Origin of the sequence: Nocardioides sp. S5 (assembly GCF_017310035.1) — a bacterium.
GTDB lineage: Bacteria > Actinomycetota > Actinomycetes > Propionibacteriales > Nocardioidaceae > Nocardioides.
In genome coordinates, this window is record NZ_CP022296.1 from 666,445 (window position 1) to 681,337 (window position 14,893).

Consider the following 14,893-nt stretch of genomic DNA (forward strand, 5'->3'; position numbering starts at 1 on the left):
GCCGAAGGCACCGAGATCCCGGTGGTCGCACCCGACACCGGCGCCGGTGGTGTCTTCGAGCTGCTGTGGCTGGTCATCGCGCTGCCGCTGCTCGGCGCCTTCCTGCTGCTCGGCGTGGCGCCCTTCCTGACGGGCTCGCTCAAGACGGCCGTCGACAAGCACGGCCACCTGCTCGGCACCGCCATGTCGGTGGCGTCCTTCGTGCTCAGCGTGCTGCTGTTCGTCTCGCTGCTCGGTCGGGGGGAGGAGGAGCGCCAGGTCGGCCAGCAGCTCTGGACGTGGTTCGAGACGGCGACGATCAGCGTCGGCATGGACCTGCTCTACGACCCGCTCGCCGCGCTGTTCCTGCTGCTCATCACCGGTGTCGGCTCCCTGATCCACGTCTACGCCATCGGCTACATGGAGCACGACCCGCGTCGTCGGCGGTTCTTCGGCTACCTCAATCTCTTCGTCGCGGCGATGCTCACGCTAATCCTCTCGGCGAACTTCGTCGGCCTGTTCCTGGGCTGGGAGGGCGTCGGCCTGGCGTCGTACCTGCTCATCGGCTTCTGGCAGCACAAGCCGTCGGCCGCCGCCGCGGCCAAGAAGGCCTTCGTCATCAACCGCGTCGGTGACATCGGCCTGTCGCTGGCGATCGCGCTGATGTTCGCCACCTTCGGCACCACCGACTTCGCAGCGGTCAGCGAGGTGGCTGGCGAGGCCGACCAGGGCACGCTCAACGCCCTCGGCCTGCTGCTCCTGCTCGGGGCCTGCGGGAAGTCCGCGCAGGTCCCGCTGCAGGCCTGGCTGCTCGACGCGATGGAGGGCCCGACCCCGGTCTCGGCCCTCATCCACGCAGCGACCATGGTCACCGCCGGCGTCTACCTCGTGGTCCGGTCCAACTTCATCTACGAGCTCACCCCGGTCGCACAGACCGCGGTGGTCGTCGTCGCGACGGTCACGCTCCTGTGGGGTGCGATCCTCGGCTGCGCCAAGGACGACATCAAGAAGGCGCTCGCCGGCTCGACGATGAGCCAGATCGGCTACATGATGCTGGCTGCGGGCCTCGGGCCGGCCGGCTATCCCTACGCGATCTTCCACCTGCTCACCCACGGCTTCTTCAAGGCCAACATGTTCCTGGGAGCGGGCTCGGTGATGCACGGGATGAACGACGACGTGGACATGCGCCACTACGGCGCTCTCCGCAAGGCGATGCCGGTCACGTTCCTCACCTTCGCCATGGGTTATCTCGCGATCATCGGCTTCCCCGGGTTCTCCGGCTTCTGGTCCAAGGACCGGATCATCGAGACCGCGCTCGCCGAGAACCTCGTCGTCGGGCTCCTCGCCCTGCTCGGCGCCGGCATCACCGCGTTCTACATGACCCGCCTGATGCTGATGACGTTCTTCACCGAGAAGCGCTGGGCCCAGGACGTGCACCCGCACGAGTCGCCGAAGGTGATGACCTTCCCGCTCATCGTGCTGGCGGCGCTCTCGGTCCTCGGCGGCGTCCTGCTGCTCGGCGACTGGATCAAGACCTGGCTCGAGCCAGTGACCGGCACCGTGGAGCACCACGAGCCGCCGCTGCCCGCCATCGCGATCACGCTCATCATCACCGCGGTGGTCGCCATCGGCGTCGCCGCCGCGTGGTTCCTCGTCGGAAGGCGCGAGATCCCGCGGGAGGCCCCGCAGGACGTGTCCTTCGCGACCCGTGCGGCCCGCGCCGACCTCTACGGCGACGCGATCAACGACGCCGTCGTGGTGCGTCCCGGTGCCTCGCTCGTCGGTGGCCTGGCCACCTTCGACCGCGTCGGCGTCGACGGCGCCGTCGAGGGCGGGTCCGCCGCCGTCGGGGGGCTCAGCTCCACGCTGCGACGTGTCCAGAACGGCTTCGTCCGCTCCTACGCCCTGTCCCTCCTCGCCGGGGCCCTGCTGGTCGTCCTGGCCCTCCTGGCGGTGAACCTCGGATGATGCTCACAATCCTGATCCTGCTGCCGCTGGTGGGCGCGGTCGTCACGGCCTTCGTGCCCGGCGCGATCGCCCGGCTGGTCGGCCTCGGCTTCGCGGCCGCGACCCTGCTCGCCGGCGTCCTCACCGCCACGCGCTACGACGTGGGCGGCGGCATGCAGCTCACCGAGACCCACGTCTGGATCGAGTCCCTCGGGGTGCACTACGCCCTGGGCGTCGACGGCCTCGGCCTGCTGATGGTGCTGCTGACCGTCGTGCTGGTGCCGATCGTGATGCTCGCCGGCTGGAAGGAGTCCGACGAGCCGGGCAACAGCGGGGCCAAGGCGTTCTTCGCCTGGACGCTCGCGCTCGAGGCGATGTCGCTGGCGGTCTTCACCGCCACCGACGTGCTGCTCTTCTACGTCGTCTTCGAGGCCACGCTCATCCCCGCCTACTTCCTCATCGGCGGATTCGGTCGCGCCGGTCGAGGTCGTGCGGCGACCAAGTTCCTGATCTACCAGCTCGCCGGCGGGCTGATCATGCTCGCCTCGGTGATCGGCCTCTACGTCGTCTCCGCCAATGCTGGCAACCCGAGCTTCCTCATCAGCGACCTGGCCGCCATCGACATCGACCCGATCACGCAGCGCTGGCTGTTCGCCGGCTTCTTCATCGCCTTCGCGATCAAGGCGCCGATGTTCCCGGTGCACACCTGGCTGGCCGACACGACGGAGAAGGCGACCACCGGCACCTCGGTGCTGCTGGTCTGCATCCTCGACAAGATCGGCACGTTCGGCATGCTGCGCTTCTGCCTCGGGCTGCTGCCCGATGCCTCGCAGTGGGCCACGCCGGTGGTCGTGGTGCTCGCGCTGATCTCGATCATCTACGGCGCGCTCGTGGCGATCGGCCAGGACGACGTGCTCCGACTGATCGGCCTCACGTCGCTCTCGCACTTCGGCTTCATCGTGCTGGGCATCTTCGTGTTCAGCTCGACCGGCAGCGCCGGCGCGATCCTCTACATGGTCAACCACGGCATCGCGACCGCGCTGATGTTCCTGGTGGCCGGGTTCCTGATCCGCCGCACCGGCACGGCGTCGATCCGCGAGATGGGTGGCGTCGAGAAGGCCGCCCCGGTCCTCGCGGGCTTCTTCCTCGTCGGCGGCCTCGCTGCCGCCGGCCTGCCGGGGCTGTCGCCGTTCGTCTCCGAGATGATGGTCATCATCGCGGCCTTCGACCACCACTGGCTGGTCGGTTCGGTCGCGGTGCTCGCCATCGTCCTGGCCGCGTTCTACGCGCTCTGGATGTACCAGCGCACGATGACCGGCCCCGGTCGAGAGGGTGCCGTCGTGGTGCCCGACCTCGACCGGCGTGAGGTCGGCATCCTCGCCCCGCTGCTGCTCGCGCTCGTGCTGTTCGGCTTCTACCCGATGCCGCTGCTCGACGTCATCAACCCGTTCGTCCAGGACTCGCTCGCGAGCGTGGGCATCGGCCAGGAGGGTGGTCCCCAGTGACCGAGTTCGTGAAGCCGAGCATCCAGTACTTCGAGCTCTGGCCCCTGCTGGCGGTCTTCGGCGTCGCCTGCCTCGGTGTCGTCATCGAGGCCTTCGCGCCGCGCGCGGTGCGCTACACCGCCCAGGTCACGGTGGCCCTCCTCGGCCTCGTCGGTGCCCTGGTCGGCGTCGTGCTGGTGGCCCGTGACGTCCAGTCGTACGACGACGGCGCCGCCCGCGGTGTCCTCGCGGTGGGCGGCACGATCGCCGTCGACGGGCCGAGCCTGTTCATCTGGGGCCTGGTGCTGTCGCTGGCGATCGCCGGCGTGCTGCTGTTCGCCGAGCGCCACCTCGACGGCGGCGTCTCGGCCTTCGCCGGCCAGGCGGCGACGGTGCCCGGCACCGACGCGGAGACCGCGGCGATCGCGGCCAACCGCGAGCACACCGAGGTCTACCCGCTCATGATGTTCGCGGTCTTCGGGATGATGCTGTTCCCCGCGGCCAACGACCTGCTGACGATGTTCGTGGGCCTCGAGGTGCTCTCGCTCCCGCTCTACCTGCTCAGCGGCCTCGCCCGTCGCCGTCGCCTGCTGAGCCAGGAGGCCGCGCTCAAGTACTTCCTGCTCGGTGCCTTCTCCTCGGGCTTCTTCCTCTACGGCGCTGCGCTCCTCTACGGCTACGCCGGGTCGATGGACTTCGCGGCGATCAACGAGGCCGTGCGCAACGACGTCGGCAGCTCCAGCCTGCTGCTCATCGGCACCGGCCTGCTCTCGGTCGGCCTGCTCTTCAAGGTCGGCGCGGTGCCCTTCCAGGCGTGGACCCCCGACGTCTACCAGGGCGCGCCGACCCCCGTGGTCGCCTTCATGTCCGCCGGCACCAAGGTCGCCGCCTTCGGTGCGCTGATGCGGCTGTTCTACGTCGCCCTCGGCGCCGACCGCTGGTCGTGGCAGCCGATGCTGTGGATCATCGCGATCCTGTCGATGTTCGTCGGTGCGGCGCTCGCCATCACCCAGAGCGACATCAAGCGCCTGCTCGCCTACTCCTCGGTCGCGCACACCGGCTTCATCCTCACCGGCGTCCTGGGCGTCCAGGCCTCCGACCAGCTCGCGGTCGGTGAGATCACCTCGCTCCAGGCGGTGCTCTTCTACCTCGTGACCTACGGCTTCGCGACGCTCGGCGCCTTCGCCGTCGTCAGCCTCGTGCGTGACAGCGGCGGAGAGACGACGGCCATCGACAGGTGGGCCGGGCTCGGCAAGGAGTCGCCCGTGGTGGCGGCGGTCTTCGCCTTCTTCCTCCTCGCGATGGCGGGCATCCCGCTCACCTCGGGCTTCGTCGGCAAGCTCGCGGTGTTCTCCGCGGCGCTCGCCGCGGGCGCCTGGCCCGTGGTCGTGGCGGCCGTGGTCGCCAGCATCGTGGCGGCGTTCCTCTACGTCCGGGTCATCAAGGTCATGTACTTCGACGAGCCCGTCGGGGCCGGCCCGAGCGTGGCCTACCCGTCGGTCCTGACCGCGACGACCATCGCCGTGGGCGCTGCGCTGACCCTCGTCCTGGGCGTCATCCCGGGCCCGGTGCTCGACCTGGCGGGGGTTGCAGGAGAATTCATCAGGTGACCGACTCGCCCCTCGCACTGCCCGTCGTCGACGCCGAGCTCGAGCAGCGGCTGGTCGGCCGGCTTGCGCGCATCGAGGAGCTGCTCGAGGGCCACTGCCGCAGCCGTACGCCGTACGTCACGCAGGCCGCCACGCACCTGATGATGGCGGGCGGGAAGCGCTTCCGGCCGCTCCTGGTGCTGCTCGCCTCGGAGGTGGGCCCGCACCCGGAGGCCGACGAGGTGGAGACCGCCGCCTGCGTCGTCGAGCTCACCCACGTCGCCTCGCTCTACCACGACGACGTGATGGACGAGGCGGCCCTGCGCCGCGGGGCCGACACGGCCAACGCCCGCTGGGACAACCACGTCGCGATCCTCACAGGCGACTTCCTCTTCGGCCGTTCCTCCGAGCTCACCGCAGACCTCGGCCCCGACGCCGTACGCATCCAGGCGCGCACCTTCACCCGCCTGGTCGAAGGCCAGATCCTCGAGACGGTGAAGCCGGAGCCGGGGGAGGACCCGCTCGCCCACTACCTCGAGGTCGTGGCCGGCAAGACCGGGTCGCTCATCGCGACGTCCGCGCGCTACGGCGCGATGTTCGCCGGTGCTCGCGAGGAGGTCGTGGAGGCGCTCAGCGCCTACGGCGAGATCGTCGGCTCGGCCTTCCAGCTCTCCGACGACATCCTCGACATCGCCTCGGAGTCCGACACCTCGGGCAAGACGCCCGGCACCGACCTCCGCGAGGGCGTACCCACCCTGCCGGTCCTCATGGCGCAGGCCTCGACCGACCCGGCGGACGCCCGGCTGCTCGAGCTCCTCGGCCGTCCGCTCACCGATGACGCCGAGCACGCCGAGGCCCTCGCCCTGCTGCGGGCGCACCCGGCCATGGTGCAGGCCCGCGACTACGTCCTCGGCCAGGCCGCGCACGCCAAGAAGCTGCTCGAGGTGCTGGACCCCGGCCCCGTGCGCGAGGCGTTGGAGTCGTTCGCCGACATCGTGGCCAACCGCTCCGCCTGACGTCGTGCACGACAACCCGGTCTTCGACCGGCTGTACGCCGACGCCGTCCCTGCGCTGCTCGCCGGGGACCACCGCCAGGACGAGCCACCCGTCGACGGCGGTCGCTGGCCCGTCAGCGTGGTCGGCATCCCGGACGAGCCGGCGCGCGAGGTGCTGGCAGCGGTGATGCGCGAGGCGCTGGCCTTCGCGGGTCCCGGGCACTTCGAGACCGGACGCATGGATGCCAGCCACGTGACGGTGCGGGCCCTGGAGCCCTACCGGGAGACCGCCGCTCCGGAGGACCCTGTCACCGCCGAGTGGCTCGCGGCGCTGGAGGAGGTGGGTCGCGAGTGCCTGCCCGTCCGGCTGCGTCTCACCGGGGTGACGCTCACCAGCAGTGCGGTCATGGTCCAGGCCGAACCGGTCGGCGACGAGCCGTGGGAGCTCATGCGGCGTCTGCGCGCCGCCCTCGGACCGCTGGCCTGGTTCGAGGACCAGTGGGGGGAGCGCGACATCTGGTACGCCAGCGTCCTGCACTTCGCGGCGCCTGTCCTCGATGCCCCGGGGCTGGTCGGGTGGGCGGGCGCGCGCAGGACGTCCCTCGGGCACGACGTGGTGCTCGACACGCTGACCCTGACGCGGTTCCGCTACACCGAGAGCAGCGGACGGCGGCACATGGCCATGGAGCCGTGGCGCAGCGTCCAGCTCCTCGCCTGACGGAACGCCGGTCTTCATGCTCGTGCGGCAGCTGGCGCATGCCCCGGAACGCTTAGGTCCACGTGCCTCGCCGACCGGCGATCAAGTCACTGATTATCGCGCGATTCGGCTCGAACAAGTTCGCCGGTAGTTGGTCAAGGTGGAACCAGCCAATGCCCTTCGACTCGTCAGTGCTTGCGAATGAGTCGTTGACGGAGACGGGTTCGGCAACCAGTACGGTCACCACGGAATGGACAACGTCGCCGTTGGCGAACATGTGCGGCGTTCCGGTGTAGATGCCGAGGAGCTCGACCGGCCGGACCCTGACTCCCGTCTCCTCGAGCGTCTCTCGGACGGCCGTCTGTTCGATCGACTCCCCGAGCTCCATCGCTCCACCTGGCAGACCCCAGGTGTCTGAACCGTCCGCCCGGTGCTGCATGAGAAGCCGCCCACGCGCGTCCAGAACAGCGCACCCCGCGCACGGCATGAGTAGGGGCGCGTGCCCAACGTGCTGACGCAGGGATGCGATGTAGTCCACGGCCGGACGGTAGCAACGAGCGGACCCGTCGGCCGCTGGCCGTGCCAATGGCCCCGCCAACGCATGGGTGGCGGGGTGTGGGGCGGGGTCATCTTCGAGGCGACGGGATCCGGGGTGGGCCGGGGTCGGGCGGGTCGAGGGAGGTGGTGCCCGCGGGGTCGCGGCGATAACGGTGCCCGTGCGGGCTGGTCCACTCGAACACCCCGGGCGCGACCATGTCGTAGCGCCAGGCAGTGTGGGTCTTGAGCCGGTGGTGGAACCGGCACAACGCACCGAGGTTCTCGGTCTCGGTTGGTCCGGGCTGGGGTAGGCCTTCCGCGTCCGCGTCCGCGTCGTGGTCGTACTCGATGACGTGGTCGACGTCGCAACGACGGGCGGGGCGACCGCACCACGGGAAGACGCACACGCGGTCGCGGAGAACCACGTGCTCACGGATCCGGTCCGGGATCTCGTAGCCCGGCGCGGACTTCTCCTGGTTGAGGTCGATGACCGGCTTGACCGTGACCTTCGTACGGGAGTTGCCACACCAGGACCTGAGCTGGTCCAGCAGGAGGAGACGTTGGCCCTCCTCGAGCCGGCCCGTGGGACCGAAGACCATGGCGTCGCCGGCCATGGTGGCGTCGAAGTGCGCGTGGAGGACGACCTCCCGCGCCGCGGGCAAGTCATCGGTGGTTGAGGTGCGAGCGGAGCGAGCCTCGAAACCACTCGCATGCAGGTCGAGAGCGGTCTGTGTCCGGGCCAGGTCCCCGAGCGCCTTCGCGCGGCGTGCGTCGAGGGACTCGTGCGAGCCAAGGGCCTTCTGCGTGGCGGCGCCGTGGGCGAGAGCGTGGTGGAGGTCGAGTCCGTCGGCGAGGTCGATCTCGGCCTCGAGCCGGACGGTGCCGGCGAAGTGGACGTCCTCATCGTGGATGGTCACGTGGCGCGGGTCGACGTGGAGGTAGCCGTCCTCGGGGTCCGCGGCAGGATCCGCCGCGGCGAGGTCGTAGCGCTTGATGGTCGCCGCGACGAGCCGGTCGAGCTGGGCGGGCCCGATCCGACCGGCGACGGCGGCGACCTGGGCGTCGACGAACCGGGCGGCCTCGACCGTGAGTGCGGGGGTGGAGTGGATGGTGACCTCGGCGACGGCCCGAGCCCGCCAGGCGGGGACGCGTCCGGAGTGGACCTGCGCCCACAACCGGGGGAGGCGGTGGCGCAGCTCGAGGGCGTGGCCGATGAGCTTCTTCGCCGAGACGCTCGTGATGCCCAGGACGGTGCCGAGCTCGGCGACGCAGAACTCCGCGACCAGCGGCGTACCGGGGCCCGCGATCGGTTCCTCGTGCTCACACCCCGCCACCGTGAACGAAGCGGCGGAGTGGATGGACTCCGGCGGGTGCAGGTCGGCCCAGCGGGCGGCGAGATCGAGCTGGCGGGCGGCTTCGGTGTTCTCGATGGCGCGAGACGCCCTGATCGAGGCGAGCAGGGCTGCGGGGCCGAGGGCGTCTGCCCCGGCCTCCGATCCCCCTTCCAGTTCCTCGATCATGCGTTCGATTCTAGAGGACGGGTCCGACAACGGCCTCGAGCCGGCAAGCTCTTGTGGAGGGGTCTCGATACAGGGAGGATGGGTTACCCGGTCGGGGTCTGACCTATCTCGATACTGGCGCTGCTTGGTGTGGCTGCCTTGAAGTGCGACGTGTCGGCCCCGGCAGGGCTTGTCTGTTCTGGTGGCCAGGCCGGGCGGGCGTGACCTCATAGGACCCTGAAGAAGTTCCCGTCGCTGTACTGTCCGCCCGACCTGGAAGGTCATCTTTCACACGATGGTGAAGGAGACATTTCCAGCATGAGTGATGTGTCTGTTGAAGAACAAGTTCTTGATGGGGCCGGCGTGGTGGTGGGTGTTGACACCCACCAACTGGTCCATGTCGCGGCCGTGATCGACGCTCGTTTCGGCCGGCTGGCAGATCGTGAGTTCCCCGCGACCAGGGCTGGCTTTGGCGAACTGGTGTCGTGGGCCGCGACCTACGGTCCGGTCCTCGCGGTCGGAGTGGAGTCGACCGGTTCCTACGGTGCGGGGCTGACCCGCCACCTGCTCACTCACGGGGCGGGTGCGTTCGAGGTGTTCGAGGTCAACCGGCCGGAAAGGGCCACCCGGGTCAGACACGGCAAGTCCGACCCGCTCGACGCCTACTCGGCAGCCGAGCAGGTCCTGGCCGGGCGCGCGAGCGGTCGGCCGAAGGTCAAGACCGGGATCGTGGAGGCGATCCGCGTGATCAAGGTCCCCCGCGATGCGGCGGTCAAGAACCGCACCGCCGCGTACAGCCAGCTGCGTGACCTGATCACCGCTGCATCCGGGCGCCTTCACGACGACCTGATCGGGCTGAGCGGGAAGAAGCGGGTAGCCAAAGTCCTGGCCATGCGCCCCGACCCGAGCCGGGTCGCTGATCCCGACCACGCGGTGCGCCATGCACTACGAGCGCTGGCGCGACGCATCGCCTACCTCGACGGCGAGATCGCTGAGGCCGACAAGCACCTGGCGACCCTCGTGCAACAGGCCTGCCCGTCCTTGCTTGCCATGGCCCAGGTCGGAGTCCAGACCGCCGCCCAGTTGGCGATCAGCACTGGCGAGAACATCGACCGGATGCGGTCCGAAGCCAGCTTCGCCAAGCTCGTCGGGGTTGCTCCGCTTCCCGCCTCTTCCGGCAAGACCCGCCGCCACCGACTCAATCCCGGGGGCGACCGCCAAGCCAACTCCGCGCTCTACATGATCACCGTCGGACGGATGGGCCGCCACGAGGAAACCCGCGCCTACGTCGAGCGACGGCGCGCCGAAGGACTATCCACCCCCGAGATCATCCGCTGCCTCAAACGCCACCTCGCCCGCAGCGTCTACAGAGCCCTCCGAACAGACCTCATGACCACTTGACGCGGCATAGGACCGTCGCCTCGCTCGTTCCTCGCTCGGCTACTCGACCACCGATGGGAGGTGCAGATGGCTACTCGACCGCCGAGGGGAAGGCGCGGTTTCGAGGCTCGCTGCGCTCGCACCTCAACCGGCGAGGGACGAGGCTCGAGCGAGGGGAGTGGCGGTCAGGCGGCGCTGGCGTGGGCCACCAGCCGCAGTTGGCGACGGCGGTGGTTGAGCGCCTCGACGGTGAACATCGCGAGCGCGACCCACACCAGGCCGAAGCCGATCCAACGGCTGGCGGGCATGGCCTCCTCGAACACCAGGATGCCGAGCGCGAACTGGATGGTCGGCGCGAGGTACTGCAGCAGCCCGAGCGAGACCATCGAGACCCGGATCGCGGCCGCCCCGAAGAGCATCAACGGGATCGCGGTGATGATGCCGGTGGTGGTGAAGAGGAGCGCGTGGCCGAGACCGTGCGAGCCGAAGTTGGACTCGCTGGTGGCGACCAGCCACGCGACGTACGCCATCGCGACCGGGGCGAGCACGAGGGTCTCGAGCGTGATGCTCTCGACGGCCCCGACGCCGGCCTGCTTCTTCAGCAGCCCGTAGGTGCCGAAGGAGAAGGCGAGGACCAGGGCCACCCACGGCGGACTCCCGTAGTCGATGGTGAGCACGACGACCGCGACGAAGGCGATGACCATCGCGACCCACTGCAGCCGGCGCAGCCGCTCACCCAGGACCAGCACACCCATGAGCACGGTGACGAGCGGGTTGATGAAGTAGCCCAGCGAGGTCTCCACGACCCTGTCGTTGTTGACGCCCCAGATGTAGCTGACCCAGTTGACCGAGATGACGACGGCCGCGCCAGTGATGAGCAGCAGCTTGCGGCGGTCGCGGACCAGGGCCTTGAGCTGGCCGACCCGGTGCCACAGCACGAGGATCAGCACCATGGTCAGCAGCGACCAGACGATGCGGTGCGCCAGGATCTCGACGGCGCCGCCGGGCTCGAGCAGGGTCCAGTAGAGCGGGAAGGTGCCCCAGAGGGTGTAGGCCAGGGCGCCGAGGATCAGGCCGCGACGGCTTTCTGGCACTCGGGGAGTCTAGAGCGGGCCCGTCGCCTACGATGAGGGGGCTCGGGGTTGGGACCCCGTGCTGTCCGACCAGACATCGTCTCTCGAGGGGGAGTTCAACATGCGGGTCTTCCGCGCCGTCCTGGCGGCCTTCGTGGCCGCACTGCTCATGACCGGTGCGCTCAGCACCGGCGCCACCGCCGGCTCGCTGCCCCAGCGCATCATCGACGAGACACCGCCGGGCACCAAGCAGGTCACCTACAACGCCTTCAAGCTCAAGGGCACCGTCCTGGAGCCGCAGCTCGACGGCACCCTGCTGCCCTACGCCGACCAGAAGGTGAAGATCCTCAAGAAGAAGTGCGGCACCTGCAAGTGGAAGACGGTGAAGAAGATCAAGACCAACGAGGTCGGCGTCTTCAAGACCCGCATCTACGCACCCGAGAAGGGTCGCTGGAAGTGGCGCTCGAAGGTCGACCGCTCCAACGGGTTCAGCAGCACCAAGGGCAAGGTCTGGACGCTCTATTTCAAGTGATCCTCGCCGGGGTGCCCCCTGAGGCTCCCGCGTGGGAGCGCTCAGAGGATCGTCCAGGTGTCGCCGCCGCCGATCAGTGCCGCCAGCCGCGCGGAACGGTCGGCGGCGTCGTCGTCTCCGGGCACGGTGCTCGCCGACGCGACCTGCTCGCGTGCCGCGTCGTCGTACGTCGGGCGCTGGACCTGGCGGAAGATGCCGATGGGCGAGGTGTTGAGGTAGCCCGAGTCGGTCAGGCGCGAGATGGCGAACGCCATCGTCGGGTCGGGGTTGTGCGCGTCGTGGACGAGGACGTCCTCGGCGGCGACGTCGGCCGTCGCGACGACCTTCACGCCACCGGTCTCCTCGTCGCGCACCAGCGCCTTCGCGCCGCGGCCGTCCTCGAGCTGGGCGCCGAAGAGGACCGGCTCGCCGTGGACGAGCGGGATGATCGCGTCGGCCTTGGTGTCGGGCGACTTGATCGCGTCGAAGGCGCCGTCGTTGAAGATCGGGCAGTTCTGGTAGATCTCGACCAGCGACGTGCCGCGGTGCGCAGCGGCGGCGGCGAGCACCGAGGTGAGGTGCTTGCGGTCCGAGTCGATGGTGCGCGCCACGAAGGACGCCTCGGCGCCGAGCGCGAGGGACACCGGGTTGAACGGGTGGTCGAGCGAGCCCATCGGGGTGGACTTGGTGACCTTGCCGGTTTCCGAGGTGGGGGAGTACTGCCCCTTGGTGAGCCCGTAGATCCGGTTGTTGAACAGCAGGATCGTCATGTTCACGTTGCGGCGCAGCGTGTGGATCAGGTGGTTGCCGCCGATCGACAGCGCGTCGCCGTCGCCGGTGACGACCCACACGGAGAGGTCCTCGCGGGCCGTGGCGATGCCGGTCGCGATCGTCGGCGCGCGGCCGTGGATCGAGTGCATGCCGTAGGTGTCGAGGTAGTAGGGGAACCGCGACGAGCAGCCGATGCCGGAGACGAAGACGATGTTCTCGCGACGCAGGCCGAGGTCGGGCAGGAAGGACTGCACGGCCTTGAGCACGGCGTAGTCACCGCATCCGGGGCACCACCGCACCTCCTGGTCGGAGGTGAAGTCCTTGCCCGTCTGCTTCTCGTCGGTCGTCGGGACCGACTCGGTGCCGGAGCGGAGGGCGGGAAGTCCCAGGTCAGTCATCGTGGCTCTCCTGCTGGATGGACGCGGGGGTGAGGTCGACGTCGATGCCCTCGGCCTCGGCGACGAGGCCGCCGATCACGTCGGCGAGCACGGCCGCCTTGAGGGGCAGGCCGCGGACCTCGTTGTAGCCGACGACGTCGACGAGGTACTTGGCGCGGAGCAGCAGTGACAGCTGGCCGAGGTTCATCTCGGGGACCAGCACCTTGTCGTAGCGCTTCAGCACCTCGCCGAGGTCGTTCGGGAAGGGGTTCAGGTGGCGCAGGTGGGCCTGCGCGACGTGGTAGCCGGCCTTGCGCACGCGGCGTACGCCGGCGCCGATGGGGCCGTACGTCGACCCCCAGCCCAGCACGAGCACCTTCGCGTCGCCCGTGGGGTCGTCGACCTCGAGCGGGGGCAGCGAGTCGGCGATCCGGTCGACCTTGGCCTGGCGGGTGCGGACCATGAAGTCGTGGTTGGCGGGGTCGTAGGAGATGTTGCCGTGCCCGTCGCCCTTCTCGAGCCCACCGATGCGGTGCTCGAGGCCGGGGGTGCCCGGGATCGCCCACGGACGCGCCAGCGTGGTCTCGTCGCGGAGGTAGGGCCAGAACTCAGAGGTGACCGTGTCGTCGTCGTCGGTGACCGAGTGGTTCTTCTCGGTCGCGAAGTCCGGGTCGATCGCCGGCAGCTCGTCGAGGCCGGGGATCCGCCACGGCTCGGAGCCGTTGGCGAGGTAGCCGTCGGAGAGCAGCATCACCGGTGTGCGGTAGGTGACCGCGATCCGCACCGCCTCGATGGCGGCGTCGAAGCAGTCGCCGGGGGACTGGGGCGCGACGATCGGCACGGGCGCCTCGCCGTTGCGGCCGAACATCGCCTGCATCAGGTCGGCCTGCTCGGTCTTGGTCGGCAGGCCGGTGGAGGGACCGCCGCGCTGCACGTCGATGACGACGAGCGGCAGCTCGGTCATCACGGCGAGACCGATCGCCTCGGACTTGAGCGCCACGCCGGGGCCGGAGGTCGTGGTGACGCCGAGCTGGCCGGCGAAGGAGGCGCCGATGGCCGCGCCGACGCCGGCGATCTCGTCCTCGGCCTGGAACGTCGTCACGCCGAAGCCCTTGTGCTTGCTGAGCTCGTGGAGGATGTCGGAGGCCGGGGTGATCGGGTAGGAGCCCAGGAAGACCGACAGCCCCGACTGCACGCCACCGGCGATGAGGCCGTAGGACAGGGCCAGGTTGCCGGTGATGTTGCGGTAGTTGCCCGGGGACATCTTCGCGGGCTTGATCTCGTAGCGGACCACGAACGCCTCGGTCGTCTCGCCGAAGTTCCAGCCCGCCTTGAAGGCCGCGATGTTGGCGTCGCGGATGTCCGGCACCTTCGCGAAGCGCTTGGCCAGGAACGTGTTGGTCGTCTCGGTCGGGCGGCCGTACATCCACGACAGCAGGCCGAGGGCGAACATGTTCTTGGCCCGCGAGGCGTCCTTGCGCGAGAGGCCGAACTCCTTGACCGCCTCGACCGTCATGCCGGTGAGGTCGACGGTGTGGAGGGCGTACTCCGCGAGGGTGTCGCCGTCGAGGGGGTTCTCGGTGTAGCCGGCCTTGGTGAGGTTGCGCGCGGTGAAGTCGTGGGTGTCCACGATGATCGTCGCGCCCTTGGGCAGGTCGCCCAGGTTGGCGCGCAGCGCAGCGGGGTTCATCGCGACGAGCACGTCGGGAGCGTCGCCCGCGGTGAGGATGTCGTGGTCGGCGAAGTGCACCTGGAACGACGAGACTCCCGGGAGCGTGCCCTGGGGCGCGCGGATCTCCGCCGGGAAGTTCGGGAGCGTCACCAGGTCGTTGCCGAAGGCCGCGGTCTCCTGGGTGAACCGGTCTCCGGTGAGCTGCATGCCGTCGCCGGAGTCGCCCGCGAACCGGATGATGACGCGGTCGAGCTGCTTGACCTCTTTTTCGGGTGCTACCACAAGCACAGACGATAGCCGCCGGTCCTGCGCCGCCCGGGGCTTCCTGCCCTGTGGGACGGCCTCCACGCCTGCGGTGTGACAGGGGTCATGCCGAAGGGCC

The 14,893-nt window shown here is 69.5% G+C and carries 12 protein-coding genes; 7 read left to right on the plus strand and 5 right to left on the minus strand.

Features of this window, described 5'->3' with window-relative positions; all coding sequences use genetic code 11:
- Window positions 1-21: 21 nt before the first annotated feature.
- From nuoL to CFI00_RS03385, 5 genes are read left to right on the plus strand one after another with little or no spacing between them, the layout of a single operon-like run.
- Window positions 22-1,947 (plus strand): NADH-quinone oxidoreductase subunit L, encoded by a 1,926-nt coding sequence (gene nuoL, locus CFI00_RS03365; protein ID WP_242532828.1) that lies wholly within the window; start codon window positions 22-24, stop codon window positions 1,945-1,947.
- Complete coding sequence (locus CFI00_RS03370; protein ID WP_207083880.1) at window positions 1,947-3,431, plus strand: NADH-quinone oxidoreductase subunit M; 1,485 nt, start codon at window positions 1,947-1,949, stop codon at window positions 3,429-3,431. Before nuoL ends, CFI00_RS03370 begins: the two co-directional genes overlap by 1 nt.
- A complete protein-coding gene (gene nuoN, locus CFI00_RS03375) occupies window positions 3,428-5,020 on the plus strand; it encodes an NADH-quinone oxidoreductase subunit NuoN (protein WP_207083881.1) in 1,593 nt (530 codons plus the stop codon). Before CFI00_RS03370 ends, nuoN begins: the two co-directional genes overlap by 4 nt.
- Window positions 5,017-6,015, plus strand: a complete 999-nt coding sequence (locus CFI00_RS03380) for a polyprenyl synthetase family protein (RefSeq protein ID WP_207083882.1) — start codon at window positions 5,017-5,019, stop codon at window positions 6,013-6,015. Before nuoN ends, CFI00_RS03380 begins: the two co-directional genes overlap by 4 nt.
- A 4-nt stretch (window positions 6,016-6,019) precedes the next feature.
- The gene (locus tag CFI00_RS03385; RefSeq protein ID WP_207083883.1) at window positions 6,020-6,712 is read left to right on the plus strand and encodes a hypothetical protein; all 693 of its coding nucleotides are present in this window, start codon (window positions 6,020-6,022) and stop codon (window positions 6,710-6,712) included.
- 52 nt (window positions 6,713-6,764) lie between these two features.
- Here the strand turns inward: CFI00_RS03385 and CFI00_RS03390 are convergent, their stop codons facing one another.
- Both CFI00_RS03390 and CFI00_RS03395 read right to left on the minus strand, forming a co-directional pair.
- The gene (locus CFI00_RS03390; RefSeq protein WP_207083884.1) at window positions 6,765-7,229 is read right to left on the minus strand and encodes an NUDIX domain-containing protein; all 465 of its coding nucleotides are present in this window, start codon (window positions 7,227-7,229) and stop codon (window positions 6,765-6,767) included.
- An 88-nt stretch (window positions 7,230-7,317) separates the two neighbouring features.
- Window positions 7,318-8,748 (minus strand): HNH endonuclease signature motif containing protein, encoded by a 1,431-nt coding sequence (locus tag CFI00_RS03395; RefSeq protein ID WP_207083885.1) that lies wholly within the window; start codon window positions 8,746-8,748, stop codon window positions 7,318-7,320.
- Window positions 8,749-9,045: 297 nt separating this feature from the next.
- Between CFI00_RS03395 and CFI00_RS03400 the strand changes: the two genes are divergently transcribed.
- A complete protein-coding gene (locus tag CFI00_RS03400; RefSeq protein ID WP_207081523.1) occupies window positions 9,046-10,128 on the plus strand; it encodes an IS110 family transposase in 1,083 nt (360 codons plus the stop codon).
- Between the two features lie 164 nt (window positions 10,129-10,292).
- Here CFI00_RS03400 and rarD read toward each other — a convergent pair whose 3' ends face one another.
- Entirely contained in the window at window positions 10,293-11,201 is a 909-nt protein-coding gene (gene rarD / locus CFI00_RS03405; RefSeq protein WP_207083886.1) for an EamA family transporter RarD, read from the minus strand.
- Between the two features lie 100 nt (window positions 11,202-11,301).
- Here rarD and CFI00_RS03410 point away from each other — a divergent pair, with 100 nt between their 5' ends.
- Window positions 11,302-11,712 (plus strand): hypothetical protein, encoded by a 411-nt coding sequence (locus CFI00_RS03410; protein WP_207083887.1) that lies wholly within the window; start codon window positions 11,302-11,304, stop codon window positions 11,710-11,712.
- A gap of 41 nt (window positions 11,713-11,753) precedes the next feature.
- Here CFI00_RS03410 and CFI00_RS03415 read toward each other — a convergent pair whose 3' ends face one another.
- Together CFI00_RS03415 and CFI00_RS03420 are read right to left on the minus strand one after the other, a co-directional pair.
- Entirely contained in the window at window positions 11,754-12,860 is a 1,107-nt protein-coding gene (locus tag CFI00_RS03415; RefSeq protein WP_207083888.1) for a 2-oxoacid:ferredoxin oxidoreductase subunit beta, read from the minus strand.
- Window positions 12,853-14,793 carry a 2-oxoacid:acceptor oxidoreductase subunit alpha gene (locus tag CFI00_RS03420; protein WP_242532663.1) on the minus strand — a complete coding sequence of 647 codons (1,941 nt, stop codon included), beginning with the start codon at window positions 14,791-14,793 and terminating at the stop codon, window positions 12,853-12,855. Before CFI00_RS03420 ends, CFI00_RS03415 begins: the two co-directional genes overlap by 8 nt.
- Window positions 14,794-14,893 lie beyond the last annotated feature (100 nt).

Excerpts from the sequence above, each read along its gene's own strand:
- CFI00_RS03395 (WP_207083885.1), bottom strand. The coding sequence starts at position 8,748 with ATGATCGAGGAACTGGAAGGGGGATCGGAGGCCGGGGCAGACGCCCTC.
- CFI00_RS03400 (WP_207081523.1), top strand. The coding sequence starts at position 9,046 with ATGAGTGATGTGTCTGTTGAAGAACAAGTTCTTGATGGGGCCGGCGTG.
- CFI00_RS03370 (WP_207083880.1), top strand. The coding sequence starts at position 1,947 with ATGCTCACAATCCTGATCCTGCTGCCGCTGGTGGGCGCGGTCGTCACG.
- CFI00_RS03415 (WP_207083888.1), bottom strand. The coding sequence starts at position 12,860 with ATGACTGACCTGGGACTTCCCGCCCTCCGCTCCGGCACCGAGTCGGTC.
- CFI00_RS03410 (WP_207083887.1), top strand. The coding sequence starts at position 11,302 with ATGCGGGTCTTCCGCGCCGTCCTGGCGGCCTTCGTGGCCGCACTGCTC.